General features: G+C 56.3%; 16 protein-coding genes and 1 tRNA gene. 7 read left to right on the forward strand and 10 right to left on the reverse strand.

What is annotated here, in order from left to right; genetic code table 11:
• Positions 1-11 precede the first annotated feature (11 nt).
• Both B9Z41_RS00135 and B9Z41_RS00140 read left to right on the forward strand, forming a co-directional pair.
• Positions 12-827, forward strand: a complete 816-nt coding sequence (locus B9Z41_RS00135; RefSeq protein ID WP_100143799.1) for an ABC transporter substrate-binding protein — start codon at positions 12-14, stop codon at positions 825-827.
• A gap of 17 nt (positions 828-844) precedes the next feature.
• Positions 845-1,585, forward strand: coding sequence for a MipA/OmpV family protein (locus B9Z41_RS00140; protein ID WP_233202437.1), 741 nt, complete (start codon positions 845-847; stop codon positions 1,583-1,585).
• 30 nt (positions 1,586-1,615) lie between these two features.
• On the opposite strand, the gene B9Z41_RS00145 is transcribed toward B9Z41_RS00140, so the two are convergent.
• Positions 1,616-2,494: a carboxylesterase gene (locus B9Z41_RS00145; protein ID WP_100143803.1), complete on the reverse strand. Its 879-nt coding sequence runs from the start codon at positions 2,492-2,494 to the stop codon at positions 1,616-1,618.
• A gap of 25 nt (positions 2,495-2,519) precedes the next feature.
• Here B9Z41_RS00145 and B9Z41_RS00150 point away from each other — a divergent pair, with 25 nt between their 5' ends.
• Positions 2,520-3,278: a DUF4118 domain-containing protein gene (locus tag B9Z41_RS00150; protein WP_158236098.1), complete on the forward strand. Its 759-nt coding sequence runs from the start codon at positions 2,520-2,522 to the stop codon at positions 3,276-3,278.
• A gap of 23 nt (positions 3,279-3,301) precedes the next feature.
• On the opposite strand, the gene B9Z41_RS00155 is transcribed toward B9Z41_RS00150, so the two are convergent.
• The gene (locus B9Z41_RS00155; protein WP_100143808.1) at positions 3,302-3,964 is read right to left on the reverse strand and encodes a DUF1345 domain-containing protein; all 663 of its coding nucleotides are present in this window, start codon (positions 3,962-3,964) and stop codon (positions 3,302-3,304) included.
• 23 nt (positions 3,965-3,987) lie between these two features.
• Complete coding sequence (ftsY, locus tag B9Z41_RS00160) at positions 3,988-5,022, reverse strand: signal recognition particle-docking protein FtsY (protein WP_100143810.1); 1,035 nt, start codon at positions 5,020-5,022, stop codon at positions 3,988-3,990.
• A gap of 30 nt (positions 5,023-5,052) precedes the next feature.
• Between ftsY and rsmD the strand changes: the two genes are divergently transcribed.
• The 4 genes from rsmD (at position 5,053) to B9Z41_RS00180 (ending at position 7,270) form a co-directional block, all read left to right on the forward strand.
• The gene (gene rsmD / locus B9Z41_RS00165; RefSeq protein WP_100143812.1) at positions 5,053-5,643 is read left to right on the forward strand and encodes a 16S rRNA (guanine(966)-N(2))-methyltransferase RsmD; all 591 of its coding nucleotides are present in this window, start codon (positions 5,053-5,055) and stop codon (positions 5,641-5,643) included.
• Positions 5,644-5,674: 31 nt separating this feature from the next.
• Positions 5,675-6,178 (forward strand): pantetheine-phosphate adenylyltransferase, encoded by a 504-nt coding sequence (gene coaD / locus B9Z41_RS00170; RefSeq protein WP_100143815.1) that lies wholly within the window; start codon positions 5,675-5,677, stop codon positions 6,176-6,178.
• A 16-nt stretch (positions 6,179-6,194) separates the two neighbouring features.
• Positions 6,195-6,869, forward strand: a complete 675-nt coding sequence (locus B9Z41_RS00175) for a histidine phosphatase family protein (protein WP_100145019.1) — start codon at positions 6,195-6,197, stop codon at positions 6,867-6,869.
• A 98-nt stretch (positions 6,870-6,967) separates the two neighbouring features.
• Positions 6,968-7,270 carry a YfhL family 4Fe-4S dicluster ferredoxin gene (locus B9Z41_RS00180; RefSeq protein ID WP_100143817.1) on the forward strand — a complete coding sequence of 101 codons (303 nt, stop codon included), beginning with the start codon at positions 6,968-6,970 and terminating at the stop codon, positions 7,268-7,270.
• A gap of 6 nt (positions 7,271-7,276) precedes the next feature.
• Here the strand turns inward: B9Z41_RS00180 and B9Z41_RS00185 are convergent, their stop codons facing one another.
• From B9Z41_RS00185 to B9Z41_RS00215, 7 genes are all read right to left on the reverse strand, one after another.
• Positions 7,277-7,792 carry a hypothetical protein gene (locus tag B9Z41_RS00185; protein WP_143474120.1) on the reverse strand — a complete coding sequence of 172 codons (516 nt, stop codon included), beginning with the start codon at positions 7,790-7,792 and terminating at the stop codon, positions 7,277-7,279.
• Positions 7,749-8,420, reverse strand: coding sequence for an aminoacyl-tRNA hydrolase (gene pth, locus B9Z41_RS00190; protein ID WP_100143821.1), 672 nt, complete (start codon positions 8,418-8,420; stop codon positions 7,749-7,751). Before pth ends, B9Z41_RS00185 begins: the two co-directional genes overlap by 44 nt.
• 77 nt (positions 8,421-8,497) lie before the next feature.
• Complete coding sequence (locus B9Z41_RS00195; RefSeq protein WP_100143823.1) at positions 8,498-9,109, reverse strand: 50S ribosomal protein L25/general stress protein Ctc; 612 nt, start codon at positions 9,107-9,109, stop codon at positions 8,498-8,500.
• Between the two features lie 103 nt (positions 9,110-9,212).
• Positions 9,213-10,187 (reverse strand): ribose-phosphate pyrophosphokinase, encoded by a 975-nt coding sequence (locus tag B9Z41_RS00200; RefSeq protein ID WP_100145021.1) that lies wholly within the window; start codon positions 10,185-10,187, stop codon positions 9,213-9,215.
• A gap of 59 nt (positions 10,188-10,246) precedes the next feature.
• Positions 10,247-10,323 (reverse strand) — tRNA-Gln (locus B9Z41_RS00205).
• A 32-nt stretch (positions 10,324-10,355) separates the two neighbouring features.
• A complete protein-coding gene (ispE, locus tag B9Z41_RS00210) occupies positions 10,356-11,201 on the reverse strand; it encodes a 4-(cytidine 5'-diphospho)-2-C-methyl-D-erythritol kinase (RefSeq protein WP_100143825.1) in 846 nt (281 codons plus the stop codon).
• A 13-nt stretch (positions 11,202-11,214) separates the two neighbouring features.
• A complete protein-coding gene (locus B9Z41_RS00215; RefSeq protein WP_100143827.1) occupies positions 11,215-11,643 on the reverse strand; it encodes a lipoprotein insertase outer membrane protein LolB in 429 nt (142 codons plus the stop codon).
• Between the last annotated feature and the right edge of the window lie 57 nt (positions 11,644-11,700).

Here is an 11,700-nt window from a genome sequence, read left to right on the forward strand (position 1 = left end):
AACCTCTGCCTATGACACCCATTTCCAGCTTTCTTTTGGTCCGTCGTTTTTTACGCAGTTGTGTCGTCGTGTGCGTCGCGACGTTGGGCTGGGTTCATGCCCAAGCGCCCAGCTCGCCTGCGGCATTGCTGGCGCCGAGCGGTACCTTGCGTGCTGCTATCAACTTGGGCAATCCGATCTTGGCGCGACGCGACCCTGTCAGCGGTTTGCCGGTGGGGGTGTCGGTCGATTTGGCGCAGCAATTGGCGCACCGTTTGGGTGTGCCCCTACAGATGGTGGTGCTTGATGCCGCAGGCAAAGCGGTGGAGGCGGTGACGCAAGACCAAGCCGACATTGGTTTTTTTGCATTGGATCCCCAGCGTGCCCAGGGCGTGGCGTTCACTGGTGCCTATGTGCAAATTGAAGGCAGTTATTTGGTACGACAAGATTCGCCCCTGCAGCACAACGACGAGGTAGATGTGACCGCACACCGTGTGGTGGTGGGCAAGGGCAGTGCCTACGACTTGTTTTTGAGTCGTCATTTGAAGCATGCGCAGATCGTGCGCGCTCCCACATCACCGCAGGTGGTGGACTTCTTTCTGGCCCAGCAGATGGAGGTGGCCGCCGGGGTGAAGCAGCAGTTGGAGGCCGATGCCCAACGTGTGCCCCATGTGCGTTTGTTACCTGGCCGCTTCATGGTGATTGACCAAGCGATGGGCTTGCCCAAAGCGCGTGGACAAGCGGCGACCGAATGGCTGACCCAGTTTGTGCAGGAGATGAAAGTCAGCGGTTTTGTGGCACAGGCGTTGGTGCGGCACCGTATCGACGGTGCGTCAGTGGCACCCTGATGTGGCGTGGTGAAAAGATGTTTAAGTTTTTATGTACAGCGATGGCATGCATGGGGCTGCACGTTTCAGCGCAAACACCGTTGCAAGACCGTTTGACGGGGGACGTGGGGGCCGCTGTTTACAACACGCAGAACATTGTGCCGAGTGACGGTGCGGAAAATTTTGTGCTGCCTTACGCCTACTTTGACTATGGTCGTTTTTATACCCGAGTGGACACCTTGGGGGTGAAAACTGCCCGCTTGGGCATGGGCTACTTGGAGCTTGCAGCACGCATCAGCTTTGAGGGGTTCAAGACAAATACCCCGCGTTTGAGCGGTGTACAGGCGCGTGCCAACCCGGTCCCCGTGGGGTTGGGAACTTACCAAGAGACCCCTTGGGGGGCCTTCTTTGTGTATGGCTTGTACGACACCACCTCGGGTGGCTTTTTGCAAGAGGCCACGTATGCCGCCGAATTCAAGCTGGGGGAGGTGACGGTGTACCCGCAATTGGGCGTGGAGCACCGCAGTCGCAAGTATGTGCAGCATCTCTACGGCGTGTCCGCCGCGGAGTCGCTCAGCAGTGTGTACGGGGCTTACGATGCCAGAGCCTCCACCACACCTGTGTTGGCCATGGCGTTTGAGCTGCCTCTTAGCGAGGCATGGCACCTGAATTTGCAGTTGCGACGTCGCTGGTTGGATTCGGCCATTACCCAGAGCCCATTGGTCTCGACCAAGCTGCAAGACAGTGGGTTTTTCGCCCTGACGAGATCTTTCAAATAAGGACGCAGCGCGTGGATGCCGCGATGACGTTCACGCGCGCTTTCTGAGTGCCCGGCGCAGTTCGGGCGATTGCACGGTGGGCACTTCAAAGGCGGGTTCATTCAAAAACTCGTTGACCGTTTTCTTTAAAAAGCGCGCGGTCTCAAGACTCACGGTTTCGCGTTCGTTGTCGACCGTGATCATGTGGTAGCTGTCGCCCAAGTAAATGAAGTCTTTCTGGCTGGATGACACACGGCGGTAAGCCCATTCAGCATTGCGGATATGAACGGTCTCATCGTCGACCGCATGAAAGAACAACACAGGTGCGTCCACATCAGGTACATGTTTGAGCGCTTCTTTGATGAGCTTGCGTCCTTCTGTGATGTAGTGCATGGTCAAAATATCAGAACCACTTTCAGAGATATGGGCAGACTTCATGGCACGTTTGACCATGGCGCGCATCTCCTCGTTTTTCACGCCATAGGGTTCTTCTTCCTCATAGGTGTAGCGGTTGGCAAAAGGCAGCCACGCGGCCCAATCCAGCAAGAACCGATACCAGGGCATGGCCCAGCCGTCATAGGACAGTGCGGTCGACAACAGCACCAGGGCATGGATGTTTTCTCGTTGTGCCAACACCATGGCCAACGTGGCGCCCATGGAGACGCCAACCACGGACACCGTGGTGTATTGCTTGCGCAATTCCCACAGATGGTTTTGGGCTTGTTCCACCCAAGCCTCCCAGGCTTGTCCAGGGGTACCAAAACAATACCCGGTGATGTCGGGTACCACCGCCGTGAAGCCTTGCTGGTGCAAGTCTTTGGCCATGCGCGCCAATTCGACCGAGCTAGCACCCAGCCCATGTAACATCAAGACGCAGTGCGGCCCGCCTTGAAGGTAAATGCCGTTTGATGCGATCGCGGATTGACTCATGGAAATCAAAAATTCAAAAAATTGGGTGAAGTTTTCTCAGGAACAGGCGTTCTTGGGGGCTTGCTTCATCACACTGGTGGCGTTTGTGATTCGCTACGTGTTGCATCCCTACATAGAACCCTATGCAGTATTTCACTTTTTCATCGTGGGATGTTTGTTAATTCAATATTTGTACGGTTATAAATTTTCTGTCTTTTCAATCTTGGTCAGCATTGGGCTGGGCAATTACTTTTTTGTGCCGCCTTATGGGACGTTTGATCAAATCTCACACAAAGATTTGATTACTTCTCTCAACTTCGCCGTGGTGACTGGCGTGGCTGTGGCCTTCATGGAGTCTTTGCGTCGATCGGTGTACGCCCGTGAGTTGCTGTTGAAGGTGATGGAGTCACGGCACAAAATTTCGCTGCACCGCGAGAATGATCGGATTTTTTACGCCAAAAAAACCAGCGAGGCGTGGGCCATTCTCGAAGAGTTGTTGACGGACTTTGACAAGATCATCTTGATCAAATTCGGAGACGCCGACTACAAGTTGGAGCCTTTGTTTTACAAGTTGGCTCAGAACTTTGATCTGCATGAGCCAGTTGAAAATTGGCAATCTGGTGTGGCGCTTGAAGATGTCCCGGTGTTGAACGGTCATCTCGAAGGATTGGATGCCAACGCCAAAAACACGGTGTTTTTCTCGGTCGGATTTTGCAAGACTTCCGATGTGTTTGAACGCTACCCAGTCGTGGTGGAGCGCTTTACTTTCATGGGCAAGTCGCTGTCTGTGCTGAAGTTGGCTTGAGTTTTTTGCCGAGATGGCAAGCCCTAGAGCAAGGCTGAGGCCATGTTGATCATCAAGGCCACCACGGTGGTGTTGAAGAAGAAGGCCAACACGCAGTGGAGCAAGCCCACACGGCGTTGCGCACGGCTGGTGAAGCTCACGTCTGCAGTTTGACCTGAGGTGCCAATGACGCAGGCGACGTACAAAAAATCGCCGTAATCGGGGGCGTGGCCGCCTGGAAAATCCAACCCACCTGTTTGGTTTTTGATTTCCCCCACGTAGTAGTCGTGGGCGTAATGCAGCGCGAACATGATTTGTGTGAAGCCCCATGAGGACACCATGGTCAATGCCGCCAAGCCGATGTGGGCATAGCGCAGGGTGCCTTGTGCGGTTTTGGCCAATGCCAATTCGGCCACGATGGCAGCCAGGCAAGTCAGCGCTGACATGACCACCATGCCCAGCAAGATGAGACGACCTTCGTCTTGTTGCAGGGCTCGGGTGCGCATGCGTTCGTGGCTGGAGCCGAACATCATGTGCAAAGCTAGCACCAAGTAAAGCAAGGCCCCGACATTCCAGGCCAGGGTGAGCCGGGTGATCCAATGCAAGGCCCACTCGCTCGGGAACAGCACCAAGCTCATCACCCCTAACGCGATGCAAAAACTCAACCTTGGACGGTTGCGCACGATGAGGATGATTTTTTGCAGCATGCGATCAAATTTATCGCTGAGACTTAACCGAGCAAGGCATCGGCAAATTCCTGCGCATTGAACGTCTCAAGGTCTTGCACCGATTCGCCCACACCAATGAAATACACCGGCACCGGTGTGCCACCCGCAGCACTGCGGCTTTGGCTCCACAAGGCAATGGCGGCCAGTACGCCGCCTTTGGCGGTGCCGTCGAGTTTGGTGACGATCAGTCCGGTCAATCCCAGCGCTTCGTCAAAGGCTTTGACTTGCGCGAGGGCGTTTTGCCCGGTGTTGCCGTCAATCACCAGCAACACTTCGTGGGGGGCTGTGGCATCTGCTTTTTGCACCACGCGTTTGATTTTGCTGAGCTCTTGCATCAGGTGCAGTTGCGTTGGCAAGCGTCCTGCCGTGTCGACCAGCACCACATCTCTGCCACGTGCTTTGCCTGCGGTGACAGCGTCAAAGCTCACCGCGGCGGGGTCGCCGCCAGCCTGGCTGACGATTTCCACTTGGTTGCGGTCTGCCCACACACCGAGTTGTTCTTTGGCGGCTGCGCGGAAGGTGTCGGCTGCTGCCAGCAGCACGGAGGCACCGCTGTCGCTCAGGTGGCGAGTGAGTTTGCCGATGGAGGTGGTTTTGCCCGCGCCGTTGACGCCAGCCACCATGATCACGGTGGGTTTGTGTGCACCAATGACCAAGGACTTTTCCAGTGGTTTGAGCAGTTGGGCAATCGATGCTGCCAGCAAGGCTTTGACTTGTGAGGGGTCTGTGGTGCGGCTGTCTTTGACACGCTGCTTCAAATCGGCCAGCAAGTACTGGGTGGCCTGCACGCCAGCGTCGGCCATCAGCAAGGCCGCTTCCAGTTCTTCGTAGAGCGCATCGTCGATTTGCGTGCCGGTGAATACCGTGCTGATGCTTTGACCCGTGCGGCGCAAGCCTTGGCCCAGACGTGCCATCCAGCTTTGACGTGGGCGCTGTGGGGCGGTTGCTGTCGGTGCGGACGTATTTTCTGCGTGCGTTGCTGAAGGCGTGTCCGCCACAGACGGAGCACTGATTTTTTTCTTGAAAAAGCTAAACATGGGTGGGGGTTTCTAGAATCAAGCCATTCTATGAAACCCACTACCCCTTCTCCCAAATTACCCAAAGGCGCTGGCGAGGTTCGCATCATCGGCGGTGAATGGCGTCGTACCAAGCTGCCTGTGGCTTTGAAGCCAGGTTTACGACCCACGCCAGACCGCGTGCGTGAAACCTTGTTCAACTGGCTCGGCCAATCCCTGTTGGGCTGGCGTTGTGTGGATGCGTTTGCTGGCACGGGGGCTTTGGGGTTAGAGGCTGCCTCCCGAGGTGCTGCCCATGTGCAACTGTGCGAAAGTGATGCTGGGTTGGTGATGCAGCTCAACACCCAGGTGGCGCGCCTGAAGGCCAGTGCGGTTCAGGTGCAGCGAGGCGATGGCGTGGCGTGTTTGAAGCAACTGGGCGCGTCGAGCGTGGACCTGGTGTTCATCGACCCTCCGTTTGACAGCGGTTTGTTTGATGCCGCGTTGCAAGCTGCAGCCCAGGCCGTGAAGGCCGACGGCTTTGTGTACCTAGAGGCGCCCGCGCGTTGGAGTGATGAGGCCTTGGCTGTGTTGGGCCTGACGGCCTACCGTCACCTCAAGGCAGGCACGGTACATGCCCACTTGTTGCAGCGAATTGCATAATCCCTTTCAAGTTGAATTTGCAGGAGTGTCCATGGCCAAAAAGCCCGTGATTGCCGTTTATCCCGGCACGTTTGATCCCATCACTTTGGGGCATGAAGACATCTTGGTGCGAGCAACGCATTTGTTTGATCGAGTGATCTTGGCGGTGGCGGCGGGGCATCACAAAAAAACCTTGTTCAATTTGGACGAACGCATGGCGATGGCGCGTGAGGTGATGGTTGCCTATCCTCAAGTCACGGTGGAGCCGTTCAGTGGTTTGGTGCGTGATTTTGTACGTACCCATCAGGCGCATGTCATGGTGCGCGGTGTGCGTGCCGTGACCGACTTTGACTACGAGTTCCAACTCGCGGGCATGAACCGCCAACTCATGCCGGATGTGGAGACGGTATTTCTCACGCCAAGCGCACAGTACCAATTCATTTCGAGCACCTTTGTGCGTGAAATTTCTCAGCTGGGCGGAGAGGGCGATGCCAGCGATTTGGTGTCACCCGCGGTCTATACGCGTTTGATGGCGAAGAAAGCGGCGGCTGCATGATGTGGCGTGCTGGGGTATGACCGACTTTTTACTCATTCGACATGGTGAGACAGACTGGAACAAAGAGCTTCGGTTCCAGGGCCAAGTGGATGTGCCACTCAATGCCATGGGCCAGGCCCAAGCCCAGCGTTTGCAAGAGCGTGTGCAGCAGTCACTCGTTGCTTGGGCTGAACAGGGCCACGTGCCGACACGTGTGATCAGCAGCGATTTGCTGCGGGCGCAACAAACCGCCGAACCTGTGGCGCAAGTCTTGGGCTGTGAGCTCTTCTTGGAGATTGGTTTGCGCGAGCAGTGCTTTGGCAGCTTTGAGGGTTTGCGTGTGCCAGAAATCAAAGTGCAGCATCCTGAGGCATGGCAGCGCTGGTTGGACTTCGATGCCAACTACGCGGTGACGGGGGCCGAAAGCACTCAGGTGTTCCATGACCGGGTGGTGTCTGCTTTGCAGCGTTTGGCCCAACAGTACTCTGGCGAGCACTTGGTGGTGGTGACGCACGGTGGTGTGCTCGACATGGTGTGGCGCAACGCGCAGGCGCTGTCCTTGCATGGTCCGCGCGCGTGTGACATACCTAATGCTGGCTGGAACCAGGTGGCTTGGGCGAGCGGTTTGCATATTCACACCTGGGCTGACACTGCGCATTTGCATGGCATGCCGCCCCAACCGGTGTATCGCCCTGCGCAACTGAAGGTTTGAGTCGACTAACAACCGCTTTGTGGGTACGGTTGTATGGGGCGCGTGGCCTGGGACTGGGATAATCGGGTTTTAGCTTTTGACTCCAACTGGATGTTGCCATGGCCTTGATGATCACCGACGAATGCATCAACTGCGATGTGTGTGAACCCGAGTGCCCGAATGAGGCGATCTTTTTGGGGCCAGAGATTTACGAAATCAACCCCGACAAATGCACCGAGTGTGTGGGCCACTTCGACGAACCTCAGTGTGTTCAGGTGTGTCCGGTGGCTTGTATCCCCGTCAACCCGCAACGGGTGGAGGGTCGAGATGCGTTGATGGCCAAGTTTCGTTTGTTGATGACGTCTGCTTCACCGCCTGCTGTGCCAATCCTGTCTCCGCCAGACGGTTCGCCCAAGGCCTGAACTACATCACGGTTTTTGTGCCGTGTCTGAGCTGGTTTTTTTCTTGACGGGTTGCTTCGCCTTGCCACTGTTTGAGTGGGTGCTGCCATCTTTTGCGGTGAAGTAAGGGTTGACCTTCTGGCTGTGTGCGTGATGAGGTGGTGCCAACGTATCTGGTGCTGTGCCTGATGATTGGGGGAGTGCGCTGTCTTGTGGCCAAGCGGGAGTGACTGCTGGCGAATGGACAGATGCTCGGCGCTCGGATTGGAGGCGGTTTTTCTCCAAGGCTTGCGCCTCGCGCTGTGTTTGCAGTGTCAAACGTTCTTGCGCTTTGGTTTGCTCCGCATTGCGCGTGTCTTGCACTGCGGGGGCTGTGCTGTTTTGGCACAAGGCCGTGGCGCTGTACTGGTCACCACAACGGTAGACGGTCTGTGCGCGTGTTACAGGTGGTATGAGCCACAGCAACGTGGCTGCAATCAGGCAACTGCTTGTGATGCCTCTACTTTGAGTCGGTATCAGACGTCGTGGATGGTGGTGTGACATGCCGTGTCTCCTCTGGCTTGGCCAGCGTGGCCGGCCTGGGAGGTTTGGGCCGGGGCGGCTTGGCGGTATGGACCATTTGTGTGGCTTTGACCATGTCACCCGATAGCAAATGTGGCAGTGCCAAGGAAGTTCGCATCACGCAGTCTTCGATGGCACTGCGTTGATCGGGCGCTGGTTTTTTCAGTACCCAATTGGCAACTTCTGATTTCACCCCCGGATGACCGATGCCGATGCGCAGTCGCCAGTACTGGTCTGTGCCGAGTTGCGCATGGATATCTCGCAAGCCATTGTGCCCAGCATGGCTGCCCCCGAGTTTGAGTTTGGCTTCGCCGGGTTGAATGTCCAACTCGTCGTGCGCAACCAAAATCTCGTTGGGCTGAATTTTGAAAAACCTAGCCAGTGCTGCCACCGATTTACCCGACACGTTCATGAACGTTTGGGGCTCAAGCAGCCAAATGTTGTGGCCGTGAATCGCGGTTCGTGCGACCAGGCCGTGGTAGGCGCGGTCAGGTTGCATGTGCACCTTCAGGTCGCGCGCGATGGTGTCAATCCACCAAAAGCCCGCGTTGTGGCGTGTTGCTTCGTATTCGGGGCCTGGATTTCCTAGGCCAACTAAGAGCTTGATCATGGAGGCTGATTATCCGGGGTGCTTTCCAATGAAAAACGGCCCACCGAGGTGGGCCGTTAGCAGACAGACCAAGAAGATTACTTCTTGCCAGCAGCGGCAGCCGCGGCTTCTGCGGGGGTCGGCTCGTCAGCCTTGGTCGCCACCACGGCCACCAACACGGGGTTGGCTTTGCCTTTGGTCACAGCGGACACGCCAGCAGGCAGTTTGATGTCGTTGAGGTGCAGCGAGTGACCTTTGGTCAAGCCGCTCAGGTCCACAGCGATGAACTCGGGCAGGTCTTTGGGCAAGCAAGACACTTCCAGTTCGGTGGCCACGTGGTTGATCAAGCACTGGTCCACTTTGGCTGCAGGGGAGTTTTCTTCACCACTGTAGTGCAAAGGCACTTTCTTGTTCATTTTGGTGTTGGCATCGATGCGTTGGAAGTCGATGTGCAACACGAGTTGCTTGAACGGGTGGTATTGCACGTCGCGCAACAGCACTTCGGTGTTCTTCCCGTTGAGTTCCATTTCCAAGACAGAAGCGTGGAAGGCTTCTTTCTTGAGGGCGTGCCACAAAGCGTTGTGGTCGAGCTCAATCAACAAAGGCTCAGTGGTGCCACCATAGACGATGCCAGGTGTACGACCGGTGATACGCAGACGGCGGCTCGCACCCGTTCCCTGCTTGCTGCGCTCAAAAGCGACGAATTTCATAGTTTCACTCCAGTGAGAGCCCACCGCGACCAGTGTGGCTCCAGTTTCAAAAAGGGCTGACAAGCAGCCCAGGACAATGTTCGACGACGCGCAATCAGTCTGTTTAGAACAGCTGGTCTTGGTCGGAGAACAAACTCATCACCGACTCGCCTTTGGCAATGCGCTGGATCGTTTCTGCGATCAGCGGTGCCACCGAGAGTTGGCGGATTTTCTTGCAAGCACGCCCAGCTTCGCTGAGCGGGATGGTGTTGGTGACCACCACTTCATCGAGGGCATCGCCTTTGGCAATGCGTTCGATGGCGGGACCCGAAAAAATAGGGTGCGTGCAGTAGGCGTAAACTTTTTTGGCGCCACGCTCTTTCAAGACCTCGGCAGCTTTGACCAAGGTGCCGGCGGTGTCGATCATGTCGTCCATGATCACGCAGTTGCGGCCCTCGATATCACCAATGACGTTCATCACCTCAGAAACGTTGGCCTTGGGGCGACGTTTGTCGATGATGGCCAAGTCGCATCCCAACTGCTTGGCCAATGCACGGGCACGCACCACACCACCCACATCGGGGGAGACCACGATCAAGTCGTCGTAGTTCTTCAGGCGCAAATCACCCAGGAGCACGGGGGATGCATAAATGTTGTCAACTGGGATGTCGAAGAAGCCTTGAATCTGGTCGGCATGCAAATCCATGGTCAGCACACGCGCTACACCTACGGTTTGCAGCAAGTCAGCCACCATCTTGGCAGAAATTGGCACACGGCTAGAGCGTGGACGTCGGTCTTGACGTGCATAACCAAAATAAGGGATGACAGCGCTGATGCGTTCTGCGGAGGCGCGCTTCAAGGCGTCCACCATGATCAGCAATTCCATCAAGCTTTCGTTGGTGGGTGCGCACGTGCTTTGCACCACGAAGACATCGCGGGCACGTACGTTTTGATTGATTTCAACGGTGACTTCGCCGTCAGAGAAGCGGCCCACATTGGCAGCTCCCAGGTCGATACCAAGGTGTTTGGCAATTTCGGCTGCCATCGTTGGATTGGCGTTGCCGGTAAAGACCATGAAGTCGGGAGTAGGGGTCGACATGATGACGGTGACTTTCACTTCAAGATGTATGACGCCAAAGTGCCGTCACTTGCAATCTTTGGCAGGGGAAGAAGGACTCGAACCTTCGCATGCCGGAATCAAAATCCGGTGCCTTAACCAACTTGGCGACTCCCCTACACAGGTCAGCAGCTTTGCAGCTACCAACCGTTAATTGTCGCTGACAACCCAACCAGCCGATGGATGAATTGCCATGTTGCTGCACACCCGCATTTGCCATGAAGAGGGTGGCTCAGGAAGCAACACACCTTCGGGCAACTGCGCAAAAACTGCACTGCCAGATCCGGTCATGCGTGGGCTTAATCCAAAAGAACCTAGCCATTGAAGGGCTTGGTCAATTTCTGGGCACAGCGCCTGAGCCACTGGCTGCAAGTCGTTTCGACCAAAGTCGAAAGGATGAACAGCGAAGACCGACATTGTAGCAGCTTCTGTACGCCTCTCCAAGTTCGGATCACGAAAAATTCGCGCTGTCTCCAAGCCCGCATCGGGTTTGATCACGACAAACTGGCTCGGCGGTAATTCAATCGGTGTAATTTGCTCGCCAATGCCTTCCACCCAAGCGTTGTGGCCGTGCAAGAAAAATGGCACATCGGCACCGAGTGCAAGCCCTAGAGGTAAAAGTTTAGACAGCGGCCAATTCAAGCCCCACAAGCGATTTAGAGCTAGCAGTGTGCTGGCGGCATCTGACGACCCACCCCCCATGCCAGCCTGTGCAGGGATAGATTTTTCCACGGCAATGTGTGCCCCAAATGATGTCTGACTGGCTGCTTGCAAGCTGCGTGCTGCCCGCGTGATCAAGTCGTCGGGGGGAAGTGGGGTGGTCAGGTCTTCGCGTTGAATCACTGAGCGGTCCAAGCGCTCGAAGTGGAGTGTGTCGCACCAGTCGATCAGCATGAAGGCCGATTGCAGCAGGTGGTAGCCATCTGGACGTTGTCCCGTGATGTGCAAAAACAGGTTCAGTTTGGCGGGTGCTAAAACGTCGGTCAGGGTGCGCATGGTGCAACAGCAATCAGTCGATTTTCAGGCGCAGCACCACTTCGGGCGAGGGGGTTGTACGCCGTGCAACGAGGAGGCCTTGCTCAAGGGCGGATAGGTCAGCTTGCCAGCCAGGTGTTGTTGACGGTGTGCCTTGCAACCAATCAAACAAGCTTGGCACAGGCAGTGCGGCGCCAGTGGCTTGTTCTGTCAAAGCCTCCAAAGACTCGAAGGCTTGCTGGTCATTGCCATGCAGCCAGACCACCGAGCCGGGGGCCCAGCGCACGGCAGCCAAGGTGGTGCCCAGCGGGGAGTACAAATCGAGCGCGCCATGCAAGGCATTGCCACGTAACAGAAAACTTGCGCTCATCGATTGAGGTGGGCTGTTGTGAACGACTACGCTCAAGCGACCTTGCCATTCGGGCTGCGTCGGGCTGAGGATGAGCGGGTCACGCGGCATCATGCGCTGGGGGCTTGCGCAGGCAGCAAGCCATAGACAAGTGGCCAAAGCGGCCAAAAG

The sequence above is a fragment of the Limnohabitans sp. JirII-31 genome, from assembly GCF_002778315.1.
In the GTDB taxonomy this organism is placed as follows: Bacteria; Pseudomonadota; Gammaproteobacteria; order Burkholderiales; family Burkholderiaceae_C; genus Limnohabitans.

What these genes read in the sequence shown, in the direction of transcription:
- B9Z41_RS00135 (WP_100143799.1), top strand. Translation starts at nt 12, where the DNA reads ATGACACCCATTTCCAGCTTTCTTTTGGTCCGTCGTTTTTTACGCAGT.
- B9Z41_RS00140 (WP_233202437.1), top strand. Translation starts at nt 845, where the DNA reads ATGTTTAAGTTTTTATGTACAGCGATGGCATGCATGGGGCTGCACGTT.
- B9Z41_RS00145 (WP_100143803.1), bottom strand. Translation starts at nt 2,494, where the DNA reads ATGAGTCAATCCGCGATCGCATCAAACGGCATTTACCTTCAAGGCGGG.
- B9Z41_RS00155 (WP_100143808.1), bottom strand. Translation starts at nt 3,964, where the DNA reads ATGCTGCAAAAAATCATCCTCATCGTGCGCAACCGTCCAAGGTTGAGT.
- ftsY (WP_100143810.1), bottom strand. Translation starts at nt 5,022, where the DNA reads ATGTTTAGCTTTTTCAAGAAAAAAATCAGTGCTCCGTCTGTGGCGGAC.
- rsmD (WP_100143812.1), top strand. Translation starts at nt 5,053, where the DNA reads ATGAAACCCACTACCCCTTCTCCCAAATTACCCAAAGGCGCTGGCGAG.
- coaD (WP_100143815.1), top strand. Translation starts at nt 5,675, where the DNA reads ATGGCCAAAAAGCCCGTGATTGCCGTTTATCCCGGCACGTTTGATCCC.
- B9Z41_RS00175 (WP_100145019.1), top strand. Translation starts at nt 6,195, where the DNA reads ATGACCGACTTTTTACTCATTCGACATGGTGAGACAGACTGGAACAAA.
- B9Z41_RS00180 (WP_100143817.1), top strand. Translation starts at nt 6,968, where the DNA reads ATGGCCTTGATGATCACCGACGAATGCATCAACTGCGATGTGTGTGAA.
- B9Z41_RS00185 (WP_143474120.1), bottom strand. Translation starts at nt 7,792, where the DNA reads ATGTCACACCACCATCCACGACGTCTGATACCGACTCAAAGTAGAGGC.
- pth (WP_100143821.1), bottom strand. Translation starts at nt 8,420, where the DNA reads ATGATCAAGCTCTTAGTTGGCCTAGGAAATCCAGGCCCCGAATACGAA.
- B9Z41_RS00195 (WP_100143823.1), bottom strand. Translation starts at nt 9,109, where the DNA reads ATGAAATTCGTCGCTTTTGAGCGCAGCAAGCAGGGAACGGGTGCGAGC.
- B9Z41_RS00200 (WP_100145021.1), bottom strand. Translation starts at nt 10,187, where the DNA reads ATGTCGACCCCTACTCCCGACTTCATGGTCTTTACCGGCAACGCCAAT.
- ispE (WP_100143825.1), bottom strand. Translation starts at nt 11,201, where the DNA reads ATGCGCACCCTGACCGACGTTTTAGCACCCGCCAAACTGAACCTGTTT.
- B9Z41_RS00215 (WP_100143827.1), bottom strand. Translation starts at nt 11,643, where the DNA reads ATGATGCCGCGTGACCCGCTCATCCTCAGCCCGACGCAGCCCGAATGG.